The sequence below is a fragment of the Cobetia marina genome, assembly GCF_001720485.1.
Classification (GTDB): Bacteria; Pseudomonadota; Gammaproteobacteria; order Pseudomonadales; family Halomonadaceae; genus Cobetia; species Cobetia marina.
Window position 1 is genome coordinate 3,350,981 of the sequence record NZ_CP017114.1, and the last position, 15,321, is coordinate 3,366,301.

Here is a 15,321-nt window from a genome sequence, read left to right on the forward strand (position 1 = left end):
TTATTCAACATCGATTGAACTGACATCCTTGCCAATCAGGCACGAAGGCAATCTCAAGCAAAGGTAAACCACGGGATAGAGATCGAAATAAAGCGCCTCAGCCGATGATACTGCCTCGAGGGTGCAACGGGTAAGCGCTGTGAATTATTTGACAACACGGGATGGCGTGGCGATATATGATGTGCCACCACCCGCTCACAGGACCCCCCATGAACAGCCTTCACGTCGATGAGGCCAGAGAGTTTCTGGACCGCCATCCGGAAATCGAGAGCATCGACCTGCTGATCAGTGATATCAGCGGCATCCAGCGCGGCAAGCGTATCCCGCGCGAGAATCTGGAAAAGGCCTACGAGCAGGGCATCAACCTGCCAGGCTCCGTCTTCGCGATCGATATCGCCGGCAACACCATCGAAGAGACCGGTCTGGGCCTGGAGACCGGGGATGGGGATCAGGTCTGCCGCCCGATCCCCGGCACCTTGATGCCAGCCCCCTGGCTGCGCGGCGGCAAGCAAGGCCAGCTGTTGATGAACATGCGCGATGACAGGGACGGCCCCTTCTTCGCGGACCCCCGCAATCAGCTGCAGAAACAGGTCGATATTCTGGCCGGGATGGGGCTGACCGCCGTCGTCGCGCTGGAACTGGAGTTCTATCTCGTGGATCGTGAGCGCGATGACCTGGGCATGGTGCAGCCGCCCTGCTCTCCGCTCACGGGTGAGCGCGCCACGGAAAGCCAGCTCTACTCCATCGGAGAGCTGGATGAATATGCCGACTTTCTGGAAGAGATCCAGGATGCCGCACGCATCCAACAGCTGCCGCTGGATACCGCGCTCAAGGAGTGCGCCCCGGGTCAGTTCGAGATCAACCTGATTCATCTCGACGACGTCATGAAGGCCTGTGACAGCGCCGTCCTGCTCAAACGCCTGATCAAGGGTGTCGCCCTGCGTCATGGCTTCGACGCGACCTTCATGGCCAAGCCGTACGGTGATGAAGCCGGCAATGGCATGCATGCGCACCTGAGCCTGGTGGACCGCGATGGACACAATGTCTTCGCAGACCCCGGCGAGAATCCTCTGGGCACCGAGACCCTGCGTCACGCCATCGGCGGCCTGCTGGAACTCATGCCCGCCTCCATGGCGCTGTTTGCCCCCAACCTGAATTCCTACCGCCGTTTCCAGCAGGGCCTGTACGTACCGATGGCGCCCACCTGGGGATTCGACAACCGCTCGGTCGCCATCCGCATTCCCTCCGGCCCCAATGAGGCGCGTCGGCTGGAGCATCGGGTCGCCGGGGCTGACGTCAATCCCTACCTGCTGCTGGCGACGCTGCTGGCCTCCATCATCCATGGCATCACCCATCGGATCTCCCCGGGTGCGCCGGTGACCGGCAATGCCTATGATCAGTTCGAGCCCAGCCTGACCAACAGCTGGCCCGAGGCCCTGACGCTGCTGGAGGAAAGCGCTCCCCTCACGGCCGCTTTCAGCGAGCGCTTCCTGAATGTCTTCATTGCCGGTCGCCGGGCGGAGCGCGAGGCCGCGATGCAGATCATCAGCCGTCTGGAATACGACTGGTACCTGCGCAGCATCTGAGGCGCCTCACCCCGGACACGCTTGCGCAGTGGGCATTCCGGCCGGAGCGCGCTTGCCGGCCCTGCCTTCCGCTTCGGATGCGTCAGAGGCCGAGCCTGTCGCGTGTCTGGTAGTACCAGGCTCCCACGGCAGACAGCGGCACTCGCAACAGTCGCCCCCCGGGGAACGGCAGATGCGGCAGGTTCGCGAAGGCATCGAAGCGACCCTCACGCCCCCTCATCACCTCGCTGATCAGTCGTCCGGCGAGGTGACTGCAGGTCACGCCATGCCCGGAATACCCCTGGGCGTAATAGACATTGTCATTGAGCACGCCGAACTGCGGCAGTCGATTGAGCGTCATCAGGAAGGTTCCGCTCCAGGCATAGTCGATCCTGACACTGGCCAGCTGCGGGAAGACCTTGAGCAGCTTGGGCCGAATCAGGGCCTCGATATCGGCGGGGTCTTCACCGCCGTAGTTGACACCGCCCCCGAAGAGAAGACGGTTGTCGCGAGTCAGGCGGTAGTAATCCAGCAGATAGTTGCAGTCCTCCACCGCCATGCCATTGGGCAGCAGCCCGCGCGCCACGTCATCCGCCAACGGCTCGGTGGCGATGATCTGCGTGCCGCAGGGCATCGACTTGCCCTCGAGCTCCGGCAGCACGCCGTGAAGATAGGCATTGCCCGCCATCACCACACGCTCGGCCCGGATGGCGCCAGCGGCCGTCCTGAGCACGACCGGACTGCCATGCTCGAGACTCACCAACGGGCTATGTTCGAAGATCACCCCGCCGAGGGACTCGAAGGCCGCGGCCTCGCCCAGCACCAGATTGAGCGGGTGGAGATGGCCGCCGGAGTGGTCGACCAAGGCGCCCGTATACCCTTCGGCGCTCACTTCACGCTGGTAGGCATCCCCTTCCAGCAATTCGAGACTGGTATTGCCATAGCGCTCCCAGAGGGCCTTGTGCTCCTTGAGTCCCTTGAGCTGACGAGCGTTGCAGGCGGCAAAGAGGTTGCCGTCGCGCAGATCGCAGTCGATGGCATAGTCAGCGATGCGATCCCGAATGATGCGATTGCCCTCAAAGGCCATGTCGCCCAATGCCTGCGCCGTCCGTGCGCCGAAGCGCGCCTCGATCACGTCCATGTCGCGACTGTAACTGTTGACGATCTGCCCGCCATTGCGACCCGAGGCCCCATACCCCACGCAAGCAGCCTCCAGCACCATCACCTTGAGTCCCTGCTCGGCCAGGTGCAGTGCCGCCGAGATTCCCGTGAAGCCAGCGCCGACCACGCAGACATCGCAGCTGACCTCACCGGACAACGGCCGGCGCTCGGGGGCGGCATTGGCGGAAGCGGCATACCAGGAGGCGGCAGGCTCCAGGGGGGTAGTGGCACTCATGACAGCATCCTTGTGGTAGACCAGATCAACCTGCGAACAAGACATCTTGCAGATACACACCATGAGCGCCGGACTGACGCGTCATGCCCCTCACTGACGACCACCCTTCTTCCGCCCGCCTATTCCCCTGAACCTCGGGAGGCCACGACGGATGTCGTGGCCTCCCGGTATCCGTTGGCGTACCGCAGGGGGTCTAGACACGCAGCAGCAGGTGCTCACGCTCCCAGGAGCTGATGACCTGGAAGTATTCCCCATGCTCGGCACGCTTGACGGCCAGATAACTCTTCACGAAGCGCTCACCGAGGATGTTGGCCAACGGCGTACAGGCATGCAGAGCATCGAGTGCCGGGCCGATATCGTCCGGCAGGGTATTGCCGCCCTCCCAGGCCGAGCCGACCACCGGAGGGCGCGGCTCGATCCGCTCCATCATTCCCAGATAGCCACACGCCAGCGAAGCCGCCATCACCAGATAGGGATTGGCATCGGCGCCCGCCAGGCGATTCTCGACCCGCGTACCCGCCGCGTCCGATACCGGCACCCGCAGGCCCACGGTGCGGTTGTCCAGGCCCCACTCGACATTGATGGGTGCGGAGCCACTGGTGTCATTGCGCATCAGACGCCGATAGGAATTGACGTTGGGGGCGAAGAACGGCATCGCGGCGGGCAGATAGGTCTGCAGGCCCCCGATGAAGTGACGGAACAGCGTGCTCGGCTGACCCGACGCATCGGCAAACAGGTTATTGCCTGACTCGACATCCACCAGGCTCTGGTGAATATGCATCGAACTGCCCGGCTGATAGGCCATCGGCTTGGCCATGAAGGTCCCGTACATGCCATGTCGCAGCGCCGTCTCCCGCAGGGTGCGCTTGAACATCACCACCTGGTCGGCGAGAGAAAGAGCATCCCCATGCTCGAAATTGACCTCCATCTGCCCCGCTCCCTCTTCATGGATCAGGGTGTCGAGATCCAGCCCCATCGCCTCGCAGTAGTCATACATCTCCTCGAACAGCGGATCGAATTCATTGACCGCATCGATGGAGAAGGACTGACGGCTGCTCTCCTGCCGACCGCTGCGGCCGATGGGCGGTTCCAGCGGATAATCGGAGTCGGTATTGGTCTTGACCAGATAGAACTCGGCCTCCGGCGCCACCACCGGCTGCCAGCCCTGTTCGGCATACAATGCCAGTATCCGTTTGAGCACATAGCGTGGCGACAGCTCGACCGGCTCACCATTCAGGTAATAGCAATCGTGGATGACCTGTGCGGTGGGATCTTCCGCCCACGGCACCAGATAGAGCGCGTTCACGTCCGGAATCAGCTGCATGTCCTGTTCGGCCGGATTCCAGAAGCGGCTGTCTTCATCATCCGGATAGCCTCCCGTGACGGTCTGGATGAACAGCGAATCCGGCAGGCGTGGCCGCCCGCCATTGAGGTACTTGCGCGCAGGCATGATCTTGCCCTTGAGAATGCCGGTCAGATCCGTGACCAGACATTCCACCTCGGTGATACCGTGAGCGGCGAACCATTCCTGCAGGATCGCGTCATCATCTTCATGGCCCGGCTGCTCGTGACCCACGTGATTGACACTCATAACACCTTCCTTGAACACCGCAGGCAGCGCCTGCGGTCAATGACGAGATGCCCGCGATCGACGAGACGCCGACTCAACGAGCCTGCACTTCCGACCATAACTGCTGGAAGATCTGCAACTGCTCACCGGAGAGACTCGGCGAGAAATGCAGACGCGCCATGTCATCCTCAGAGGGCTGGATCGGTGGCTGGGTCAGCACCTCATCCAGATACGGCCTGGCGGCGGCATTGGGGCTGGCGTAGTAGTTGTAGTTGGACAACTGCGCGCCGACCTTGGCGTCCAGAAGGAAGTTGATGAAGGCGTGTGCCAGCTCAGGATGCGGCGCCTTGGCGGGAATCATCATCGAATCGACCCACTTCTCGGCACCTTCATCCGGAATCATGTACTTGATATCGGCGAAGGACTCCGGATTCTCGTCCAGATAGAACAGATAGTCGCCGTTGTAGGACAGCGCACCATGCGTGACCTTGCGTGCCAGCTGTTGCAGGGCCGGCGTGCCATCGGAGAAGCCGCTGAAGTTGTCGCGATGCTTGGTCTCGATCAGCAATCTGGCCGCCTCACGCCAGGCATCCATGCCGGTACAGTCATAGCCATGACCGAGATAGGCACAGGCCGCCCCCATGCTGACCTGGCCATCGCCCATCAGGCTGAACGGATATGAGGCATTGACGGCGGGATCAAACAGCAGTGACCAGCTCTTGGGGGCATCCTTGAACGTGCTGGCGTTGTAGACCAGCCCGGTGACTCCCCACTGATACGGGACGGTGTAGTTGGCTCCCGGGTCAAAGCTCGGGTCCTTGAACTGCGCATCGACATTGGCCAGGTTGGGCACTTTCGTCTTGTCGATCTTCTGGACCAGGCCGGTGTTGATCAGGCGCGGCACGTAGTAATTGGACGGCACGATGATATCGTATTGGGACACCCCGCCGGCATTCAGCTTGGCCAGCATTTCCGGCAGGGAGTTGTAATAATTCTCGACCACCTCGACATCGAAGGCCTCTTCAAAGGCGGTGATAATCTCCGGGTCCATGTACTGGGTCCAGTTGAAGAGATACAGCTTCCTGTCTTCAGCCTGGGCGGCGCCTGCCAGCAGCAGACTGCCGATGGCGACCGCGAGACGCAGCGTGTGAGTTGTCATTGTGATGCTCCGTTCAGTCGATGAGAGAGGTGGTGAATGCCCGCCCCCGATACCGGCATGCCTGCCTGGTCAGGGGCGGGGTACGACGAGTGATCCTCCAGCGAAATCATGAAGCGCTGCGCCGGCGTGACAGCGCAAGACTCACGATCGCCGCCAGGGCGACCACCGCCATCATCAGGGTGGCGATGGCATTGATCTCCGGTGTCACGCCCTTGCGTATCGCGCTCCAGATGTAGATCGGCAAGGTGGCGCTCTCCGGTCCGGCGGTAAAGAAGCTGATCACGAAGTCATCCAGCGACAGCGTGAAGGACAGCAGGAAGCCCGAGATCAACGCCGGCTTCAGGGTCGGCAACATGAAGAACTGCACGCGCTGGCGCGGCGTGGCATAGAGGTCCTTGGCTGCCTCGAACAATGTCGGATCCAGACCGACGAAGCGTGAATAGACGATCAGCGCCACGAAGGGAATCTGGAAGGTGACATGCGCGATGATCATGGTGCCCAGCCCCGGTGACAGCAGCCCGGTCAACTCATTGATCTTGACGAAGAAGGTCATTTCTGAGATCCCGAACACGATGTCCGGCAACACGATGGGCAGATAGATCAACACGATCAGCCACCCCAGCTTGCGGTGACGATGGCGATACATTCCATAGCCGATCAGCGTGCCGATCATCAGCGCCAGCAGTGACGAGACCACCGCCAGCCACAGCGAATTGCCCAGCGCCGACAGAATCGCGTCATTGCCCAGCAGGCGCCGATACCAGCGCAGTGACACGCCGGTGAAGCTGGCGGCACTGTTGGAGGCATTGAAGGAGAACAGCATCACCACGATCAGCGGCAGATACAGAAAACCGAGCGTCAGCCACCAGAAGCCCCGCAATCCCTTGTGAAGTCCGCCGCGCGTCATATCACCACCTCTTCACCGCCACCCAGGCGCCTGCCGATGCGACGCATGGCATAGAGTCCGATGAAGGTCGCGATCAACATCAGGATCGCCCCCGCCGCCCCCAGTGGCCAGTTGGCACTGCCGGAGAACTGATTGGCGACCAGATTGCCCAGCATCATGCCCTTGCCACCGCCGAGCAGTTCCGGAATCACGTACATGCCGAACGCCGGGATCGCCACCAGCACCACCCCCGCCAGCAGACCCGGCAACGTCTGGGGGAATACCGCATGCCAGAAGGCCTTGAGCGGCGAGGCGTAGAGATCCTGCGCCGCTTCCACCAGCGAGAGATTGAGCTTCTCGAAAGCGGCATACAGCGGCAGCACCATGAAGGGCAGGAAGTTGTAGACCAGCCCCAGCGTGACCGCGAAATTGGACGGATAGAGCCCCATGTTGGGCGCGATCATGCCCATGGCCTCGGCCAGCTCCGCCATCGGCGTGCCCGGCGCCAGCAGGTTCATCCAGCCAAAGGTGCGGATGACCTGATTGGTCCAGGACGGCACGACTACCGCCAGCAGCATGATCGGCCGCCAGCGCTGGTCTGCCTGCGAGATGTGATAGGCGATCGGATACGCCACCAGCACCACCAGCACGGTGGAAAGCACGGTCTGCCACAGCGAACGCCCCAGCGTCATGAGGTTGCCCGGGCTCCAGCCGAGAAAGCCCTGACCCGCCAGCTGCGTAAACGAGGTCAGCGACAAGGGCATCTCCGGCAAGCCATAGGGGCCATTGCTCATGAAGGCCACGCTCATCAGATAGAGACTGGGCAGCACCAGGAAGATGATGATCCACAGCGCGCCGGGGGCGACCGTCAACAGCAGGTGGCGTGACTCGGCCACCACCGCGCGACTGCGTGCCGTGGGCAAGCTCCCGTGATAGGCCATCGTCATGCCTCCAGCGTGATCAGGTCTTGCGCGGCCACCACCACATCGACGTGGTCTCCCACGTCAGGCAACTGGCCGCCCCGATTGTTGACCACCACCTGCAAGGTGACACCCGCCACCTCCACGCGATATTCGGCATGGCTACCGCGGTACAGTCGCTCCTGTACTCGGCCCGGCAGATGATTTTCCAGCACGTCGTAGCGTTCGAATTCGCTGGCGGGACGCCGGCGCAGATCCAGCGTCTCGGGGCGCAGCAGCAGCAACCCGCCGCTGCCCGGTGCCTGCGCCGTCAGCATGCCCAGCGGCGTGGTCAGCCGGACGGCGTCATCGCAGCTGTCATCGCGAGCCGTGATCTCGAACAGATTGGCATGCCCCATGAAACGCGCCACGAAGGCATTGACCGGGCATTCATAGATCTCGCGCGGCGTCCCCACCTGCTGGATGCTGCCGCTGTCGAGCACCGCGATGCGGTCCGACATCACCATCGCTTCCTGCTGATCATGGGTGACGAACACGAATGTCATGCCAAGGCGCTTCTGCAGACGCAGCAGCTCGATCTGGATCTGACTGCGCAGCCCGGCATCCAGCGCCGACAGCGGTTCATCCAGCAGCAGCACATCCGGCTCGCAGACCAGCGCCCGCGCCAGCGCGATACGTTGGCGCTGACCACCTGAAAGCTGGTCGACCCGGCGATCGACCAGACTCCCCAGCTTGATGAACTCGGCCATCTCGGCGACCTTTGCCTCGCGCTCGCCACTCGGCATGCCCTGCATGCGCAGACCGAAGGCGAGGTTGTCACGCACGCTGAGATGCGGGAACAACGCATAGGACTGGAAGACCGTATTGACGCTGCGCTGATGCGGCGGTACGTCGGTGACATCGCGCCCGCCGATCACCACCTGCCCCTCATCCAATGCTTCCAGCCCCGCCAGAATGCGCAGAAGCGTCGTCTTGCCACACCCGGAAGGCCCCAATAGCGTGAAGAACTCGCCGGGCTGAATGGCGAGATCCACACCATCAAGCGCCGCCACCTCGTTGCCGAAGCGCTTGTGCAGTCCCTTGAGCTGAATGGATGACGCGGCACGGCACTGGAACCGGGGCTGGCCAGCCTCCGACGACTCTCTCGTGTCTCGCTCAGGCGCCATACCCTCGTTGCTGTCCACTGCGCTCATCGCGCCTCCCTTGCGATTACTCACCAGTCGTTTCCCGCTCATGGGCTGTCGGGATGATCAACGATGTCAAATGTGCAGCACCTTCATCATGGCTTCGGCCTAGAGCCGATCACGCAGCGTGTAGAAGCTGGTCGCCAGGACCAGCAGAGGAGTTCGCAACCAGTGTCCACCCGGGAAGGCGCGGTGGGGCATGGCGGCAAAGACGTCAAAACGTTCCGCCTGGCCGGCAATCGTCTCGGCGATCAATTTGCCCGCCAGCCCTGCAAGCGACATGCCATGTCCCGAGTACCCCTGGGCGTAATAGACATTCGGGGCAAGACGCCCGAAGTCCGGTGCCCGATTCATGGTGATGGCCACGTCACCCCCCCAGCGGTAATCGATCCCCACCCCGTCAAGCGCCGGAAACAGACGGCGAATCTTGCCGTCCATGCGCGTCTTGAGGTGGCGCGGCTCTCGTCCGGTATAGCTCACCTCCCCCCCGTAGAGCAGGCGCCTGTCAGCAGAGAGACGGTAGTAGTCGAGCACGAAGTTGGCATCGGAAAGGGCATCATTGCCCGGCAACACCTGCGCGACCTGTGCTTCGCTGAGCGGTTCGGTGGCCACGATATAATTGGCGACGCGCATGATGCGCTCATCCAGCCGCGGGACCAGGCCATCGAGATAGGCGTTGGTCGCCACCACCACAAACTCGGCACTCACGCTGCCCTGCGCGGTATGCACACGCGCACGCTCTGCCTGCCCACCGGAGCCATTGGCGACGATGCCACTGCCACTTCGGCCATGCTCGAGCTTGAGCACAGGACTCTGTTCACAGATCGTGACCCCTGCCCGCTGAGCAGCACGCGCAAGCCCGAGGGTGTAATTCAGCGGATGCAGATGGCCACCCTCTCCATCATGCAGCGCCCCGGGATAGGCATCGGTAACGACTCGCGCTCGCAGGGCATCCCCCTGCAACCACTGCAATGCATGGTAGTCATGATCGCGTGCCATGCGCGCCTGAAATTCCTGCAATTCGCGCACATGTCGCGGCTTGACGGCAGCATGCAGATAGCCGCGGGTATAATCACAGGGGATCCGGTGCTTCTCGATCAGTGCGGTGGTGAGACGAACCGACTCGCGACTCATCTCCCAGATGGCATGCGCCTGCTCACGGCCGAGAGCCTTCTCGACCGTGGCGATGTCGGTGCCAAGTCCCGGCAGGATCTGGCCGCCACTGCGTCCCGAAGCCCCGAAGCCGATGCCGCGCGCCTCCAGCAGGATGACCGAATAGCCACGCTCAGCGAGATGCAGAGCCGCTGAGCAGCCGGTGATACCGCCGCCGATCACGCAGACATCAGCGCGCCGTTCCCCGGCCAACGGTGGACAGGGTGCAAGCGTCACACGCTGACTGGCCCGGTAGTAGGAGCGGATGTCATCACGCCCACGCTGCGCTTCCTGGCGGTCTCGCCGCGGCTCGTCTGTCGCGCCTGATCTGCAGCCGACCATGCCCCTCCTTACCCGCCACTGTTGAGTTTATTCACCGACCCGGGGAATATTTGCGTTATTTACCACACGTCAACGGCAAATACTGCATATTGATTGCCCCGCGAGGTATAAATTTTCAACACGTACCGCCTTGCCCCCCCTTTTACGCCCCACAATGGCGCACGCCCCTGAGGTCATCAGCGTCAGGCTTTTGAGATCAGAAAAGCAAAAGCCCCGCAGCCTGAGAGGCTGCGGGGCTTGGTGACAGACCCTCCACGCATTGGCGTGAAGGGTGCTCGGGGAGTGCTCCACTCATGTCATGTCGAGCGACGACATACCGGACAGGCGGGGTCACGCTTGAGCCCCATGCGTCGCCACTCACCGGTCAGGCCATCGAAGGTGGCGAGCCCTCGATGCACATGCCCGGCACCACTGATCAGCTTGAGCGCTTCCAGCGCCTGGAAGGCCCCGATGATGCCGACCAACGGCGCGATGACCCCGCTCTCGGCACAGGTCAGCTCTTCATCGCCCTGCTCTTCCGGCGAATACAGGCAGCCGTAACACGGCGCATCTGCCTCACGGCGATCAAACACCGCCAGCTGGCCGGAGAAACGAATCGCGGCACCTGACACCAGCGGCGTGCCTGCCGCCACGCAGGCGGCGTTGATCGGGAAGCGCGAACTGAAACGGTCAGTACAATCAAGCACCACGTCCGCGGCGGCGACCTGCTCGGCCAGCGCCTCGCCCTGAAGGCGTTCGGACAGGGCGATCACCTCGGTGTCGGGATTGATCGCCGACACCGAGCTGGCGAGCGAGCGCGCCTTGGGCTGGTCGATGTCCGCCTCTCCGTGGGCGATCTGACGTTGCAGATTGGAGAGCTCGACATGGTCATCATCGGCCAGCACCAGCGTGCCGATACCGGCTGCCGCCAGATAGAGCGCCGCCGGGCACCCCAGACCGCCAGCCCCGATCACCAGCACCCGCGCGGCCAGCAATCGTTGCTGACCCGCGATATCGACCTGAGGGAGCAATATCTGACGCGAATAGCGCAGCAGTTGCGAATCTTGCATGGAAGGTGAGCCGTCTGTCTGTGAATGAAGTGAGTGCTTTGGCCGGCCGCCGGGCCTGGGCCTGAGTTCTGAGCTCTAAACCCTGAGCCCTGCCGCTGGCATCAGGGGCTCGTCACTTGGCGTCGAGATCCTCGATGTCCGGCACATGCAGCGAGAACTGCTCCTTGACCTCTTCCATCACCACATAGCTCTTGGATTCCTTGACCCCGGGCAGCGTCAGCACCACATCCCCGAGCAACTGCCGATAGGCGGACATTTCCGGAATCCGGCACTTGAGGATGTAATCGAACTGCCCCGAGACCAGATGACACTCCTGGATCTGCGGCAGCTTGGAGACGGCACGGCGGAATTCATCGAAGACGGAGGGTGACTGGGTCTCGAGGCTGATCTCGACGAAGACCAGCAGATTGGCCTTGAGCGCCTTGGGGTCCAGCACGGCCTTGTAGCCACGGATGATGCCGGCACGCTCGAGGCGTTTGACTCGCTCCAGACAGGGAGTGGTGGAGAGTCCCACCTCGGAGGCGAGGTCGACATAGGAAATGCGCGCATTTTCTTGCAGGCAGCGCAGGATCTTGAGGTCAATGCGGTCCAGAGAACGTGATTTCGCTTTCATTATAATAGTTTTCCCAGCAGGGTGACTTGCAGCAGGATCATCCTTACTCCTGTCTTTCGTGCAGTCAGGCAACCCGAGAACGCGGGGGTAATCAGGCGACCTTTCCAGTCATGCATCGCTTATTACTACCATACCCGCCCGACAGGAGATACGCCCGCACAGGCAGGCCTGCGACGAGGATTCCACGCAGGCTCCACTGAAAGCAGGGGTTTCCTCTGGCAAGTCCGAGCCGGCCTGCATTCCCGCCCGCCGGGGAGGCGTCAGCCAATGCGCCCCAGCGTGATGCGCTCTCGCCCACCGAGGTCTTCCAGCGTTTCCACTTCCAGAAAACCACCGGCGCGCAGCGCCTCGCGCACTTCCTTGCCCTGGGCCAGGCCATGCTCGAGCATCAGATGACCGCCCGCGGCCAGATGGCGGGGCGCGGCCTCGATCAGATGCAGGAAGTCTGCCAGCCCCTGCTGGCGCGCCACCAGTGCCGAGCGCGGCTCGAAACGCACGTCACCCAGTGCCAGGTGCGGGTCATCATCGGCCAGGTAAGGCGGATTGGCGGTCACCAGCGCAAAGCCGGTCTCGGGAACGGCGGAGAACCAGTCACTGCGCCGGAATTCGACGTTGGGAATCGCGAGATGCTCGGCATTGTCACGCGCAAGCTGCACGGCCTCCTCGATGAGGTCCACCCCCAGCACCTGCCACTGCGGACGATGACGAGCGAAGGCCAGCGCGATGGCGCCGGTGCCGGTGCCGAGATCCAGCAGCGTGCCTTCGGGCGCCTCGGCCAGCTCCAGCGCGCACTCCACCATCACTTCGGTATCCGGGCGCGGAATCAAGGTGGCAGGAGAGCAGCGCAGCATCAGGCCATAGAACTCACGGCGGCCAAGCAGGTGGGCGACGGGGTGTCCTTCGGCTCGGCGTGCCAGCAGCGCCTCGAAGCGTGCCACGCCCTCGGCGCCCGCTTCCGTCTCGAGATCGCGATCCCCCCAGGTATAGAACCAGGTGCGATCGCGCCCCATCACCTCTCCCAGCAGCAGCTCAGCATCCAGACGCGGAGATTCGCTGCCCGACTCACTCAGACGGGCAGCCGCGGCTGCCAACGTGACATCGATTCTCACCTCATTGCTCCTGCAGTGCCGTCAGCTGGTCTGCCTGATATTCGACGACCAGCGGCTCGATCACCTCGTCCAGCTGACCGGCGATCACTTCATTGAGCTTGTAGAGCGTCAGATTGATACGGTGATCGGTCAGACGCCCCTGGGGGAAGTTGTAGGTGCGGATGCGCTCGGAGCGATCACCGGAGCCCACCAGCTTGCGACGGGCATCGGAAGTCGCCTGTGCCTGGCTGTCCACCGCGGCCTGCTTGAGTCGCGCTGCCAGCAACGACATGGCGCGCGCACGGTTCTTGTGCTGACTGCGCTCGTCCTGGCACTCCACGACCACACCGGTGGGCAGGTGGGTGATGCGAATCGCCGAATCGGTGGTGTTGACGTGCTGCCCCCCGGCCCCGGAACTGCGGTAGGTATCCACTCGCAGGTCGGCCGGATTGATGTCGATGTCCCCGACCTCATCGGCCTCAGGCATCACCGCCACGGTACAGGCGGACGTATGGATGCGGCCCTGGGATTCCGTGGCAGGCACGCGCTGCACGCGGTGCGCACCGGATTCGAACTTGAGGCGCGAGTAGACCCCCTCGCCCTTGACGCGGGCGATGACTTCCTTGAAGCCACCATGCTCACCGTGGCTTGCGCTGACGGTCTCGACCTTCCAGCCCTTGAGCTCGGCGTAGCGGGAATACATCTTGAACAGGTCCCCCGCGAACAGCGCCGCCTCGTCACCGCCGGTGCCGGCACGCACTTCAAGGAAGACGTTGGCCCCATCATCCGGGTCCCGCGGGATCAACAGCTGGGTGATCTCTGCCTCCAGCACGTCAAGCGCCGCATCGCTCTCGCGGACTTCCTCACGTGCCATCTCGCGCATCTCGGCGTCGCTGTCATCGCACATGCCGAGGGCGGCCTCGCGATCTTCCTTCAAGGCGCGATGGCGCTGCCATGCCTCGATCAATGGCTCAAGCTCGGCATACTCCCGCGACAGGTCACGGAAGCGGGCCTGATCCCCGATCACTTCAGGCTCCGACAGCAAGGCGGAGATCTCCTCGAAGCGGTCATGGAAGGTGTCGAGCTTGGTGATGAGGCTGTCTTTCATGAAGGGTCCTGTGATGAATCAACCGGCGCGAGCAGCAGCTCCTGCGCCGTCTGAAGAATATCCTGTCGATCGTCGCCTGACGCCTGACGCAGCGCCAGGGTCGGGTGATGCATGAAGCGGTTGGCCAACTGACGGGCCAGTTGCGCCACGACTTCCTGCGGGTCACGGCCCTGATCAAGCTCGGCCAGCGCCTGTGCCTCGCACTCTGCACGCAGTTGCTCGCCGTGGCTACGATAACGCTTGATGACTTCTCCGCCACTGCGCACCCGCTTGCGGTGCTGCCAGGCACTGACACCCTGCCGGATCAGCTCTTCGGCCTGGGCAGCCGCCAGCTGGCGATGACGACGGTTCTCCTCGATGACTTCCTGCAGATCATCCACGGTATAAAGGAAGACATCATCGAGATCCCCGACCTGCGGTTCGATATCGCGCGGCACGGCGATATCGACCATGAAGACCGGCTTGTAACGGCGTTTCTTGAGCGCACGCTCCACCATGCCCTTGCCGAGGATCGGCAGCTGAGCGGCGGTGGAGGCTATCACGATATCGGCATTCTCGAGGGCATGCGGAATGCCTTCCAAGCCGATGGCGGTCCCGCCCAGCTCATCGGCCAGCGACTGGGCGCGCGACACGGTACGGTTGGCGATGCACAGGTTGGCGATGCCCGCTTCCTTGAGGTGGCGCGCCACCAGCTCGATGGTGTCTCCCGCCCCGATGAGCAGCGCATTGGCTCGCGAGAAGTCATCGAAGATATGGCTCGCCATGCTGACCGCGGCATAGGCCACCGAGACGGGGTTCTCACCGATTCCCGTCTCGGTACGCACCTGCTTGGCGACCTGGAAGATATGCTGGAAGAGCTGCTCCAGTTCCCCCCCGAGACCGACGGTACCGCGGGCGAACTGATAGGCATCCTTGAGCTGACCGAGAATCTGCGGCTCGCCCAGCACCATGGAGTCCAGGCCGACCGCCACGCGAATCAGGTGGCGGACCGCCTCCTCACCGAGATGTTGATAGCTGCAGCGCTCAAGCTCTTCTGCGGGCAGGCCATGGTATCGGCTCAACCATGCGAGAACCGAGCGCGCACCGTCCTCTGTCACACAGTAAAGTTCCGTGCGATTGCAGGTCGAGAGCACCGCCGCCTCGGAAACTTCCGGCAGACGCTTCAGCTCGGCCAGCGCAGCCTCGAGCTGTGTCGGCGTGAAGGCAACGCGCTCGCGGACATCGACGGCGGCGGTGCGATGATTGATGCCAAGGGCAAGAAGGGTCATGGAGTCAGTCAGTCGTCAGGG

At 62.8% G+C, this 15,321-nt stretch carries 13 protein-coding genes; 1 reads left to right on the forward strand and 12 read right to left on the reverse strand.

Annotated features, from left to right (window positions below; genetic code table 11):
* Positions 1 to 209 precede the first annotated feature (209 nt).
* Positions 210 to 1,586, forward strand: a complete 1,377-nt coding sequence (locus BFX80_RS14150; RefSeq protein WP_084209235.1) for a glutamine synthetase family protein — start codon at positions 210 to 212, stop codon at positions 1,584 to 1,586.
* A gap of 82 nt (positions 1,587 to 1,668) precedes the next feature.
* On the opposite strand, the gene BFX80_RS14155 is transcribed toward BFX80_RS14150, so the two are convergent.
* The 12 genes from BFX80_RS14155 to hemA form a co-directional block, all read right to left on the reverse strand.
* Positions 1,669 to 2,961 (reverse strand): NAD(P)/FAD-dependent oxidoreductase, encoded by a 1,293-nt coding sequence (locus BFX80_RS14155; protein WP_084209236.1) that lies wholly within the window; start codon positions 2,959 to 2,961, stop codon positions 1,669 to 1,671.
* Between the two features lie 193 nt (positions 2,962 to 3,154).
* Positions 3,155 to 4,552 (reverse strand): glutamine synthetase family protein, encoded by a 1,398-nt coding sequence (locus BFX80_RS14160; RefSeq protein WP_077371526.1) that lies wholly within the window; start codon positions 4,550 to 4,552, stop codon positions 3,155 to 3,157.
* A gap of 73 nt (positions 4,553 to 4,625) precedes the next feature.
* Complete coding sequence (locus BFX80_RS14165) at positions 4,626 to 5,690, reverse strand: ABC transporter substrate-binding protein (protein ID WP_084209237.1); 1,065 nt, start codon at positions 5,688 to 5,690, stop codon at positions 4,626 to 4,628.
* A 106-nt stretch (positions 5,691 to 5,796) separates the two neighbouring features.
* On the reverse strand, positions 5,797 to 6,597 hold the full coding sequence (locus tag BFX80_RS14170) for an ABC transporter permease (protein ID WP_084209238.1): 801 nt from the start codon (positions 6,595 to 6,597) through the stop codon (positions 5,797 to 5,799).
* A complete protein-coding gene (locus BFX80_RS14175) occupies positions 6,594 to 7,517 on the reverse strand; it encodes an ABC transporter permease (RefSeq protein ID WP_084209239.1) in 924 nt (307 codons plus the stop codon). Before BFX80_RS14175 ends, BFX80_RS14170 begins: the two co-directional genes overlap by 4 nt.
* A gap of 2 nt (positions 7,518 to 7,519) precedes the next feature.
* Entirely contained in the window at positions 7,520 to 8,689 is a 1,170-nt protein-coding gene (locus tag BFX80_RS14180; RefSeq protein WP_084209240.1) for an ABC transporter ATP-binding protein, read from the reverse strand.
* A gap of 99 nt (positions 8,690 to 8,788) precedes the next feature.
* Positions 8,789 to 10,174, reverse strand: a complete 1,386-nt coding sequence (locus BFX80_RS14185; RefSeq protein ID WP_084209241.1) for an NAD(P)/FAD-dependent oxidoreductase — start codon at positions 10,172 to 10,174, stop codon at positions 8,789 to 8,791.
* A gap of 296 nt (positions 10,175 to 10,470) precedes the next feature.
* Positions 10,471 to 11,223 (reverse strand): HesA/MoeB/ThiF family protein, encoded by a 753-nt coding sequence (locus BFX80_RS14190; RefSeq protein ID WP_084209242.1) that lies wholly within the window; start codon positions 11,221 to 11,223, stop codon positions 10,471 to 10,473.
* Positions 11,224 to 11,335: 112 nt separating this feature from the next.
* Positions 11,336 to 11,836 carry an Lrp/AsnC ligand binding domain-containing protein gene (locus BFX80_RS14195; protein ID WP_077371505.1) on the reverse strand — a complete coding sequence of 167 codons (501 nt, stop codon included), beginning with the start codon at positions 11,834 to 11,836 and terminating at the stop codon, positions 11,336 to 11,338.
* A gap of 260 nt (positions 11,837 to 12,096) precedes the next feature.
* Positions 12,097 to 12,945, reverse strand: a complete 849-nt coding sequence (prmC, locus tag BFX80_RS14200; protein ID WP_084209243.1) for a peptide chain release factor N(5)-glutamine methyltransferase — start codon at positions 12,943 to 12,945, stop codon at positions 12,097 to 12,099.
* Between the two features lies 1 nt (position 12,946).
* Entirely contained in the window at positions 12,947 to 14,032 is a 1,086-nt protein-coding gene (gene prfA, locus BFX80_RS14205; protein WP_077371499.1) for a peptide chain release factor 1, read from the reverse strand.
* A complete protein-coding gene (gene hemA / locus BFX80_RS14210) occupies positions 14,029 to 15,300 on the reverse strand; it encodes a glutamyl-tRNA reductase (protein WP_084209244.1) in 1,272 nt (423 codons plus the stop codon). Before hemA ends, prfA begins: the two co-directional genes overlap by 4 nt.
* Positions 15,301 to 15,321 lie beyond the last annotated feature (21 nt).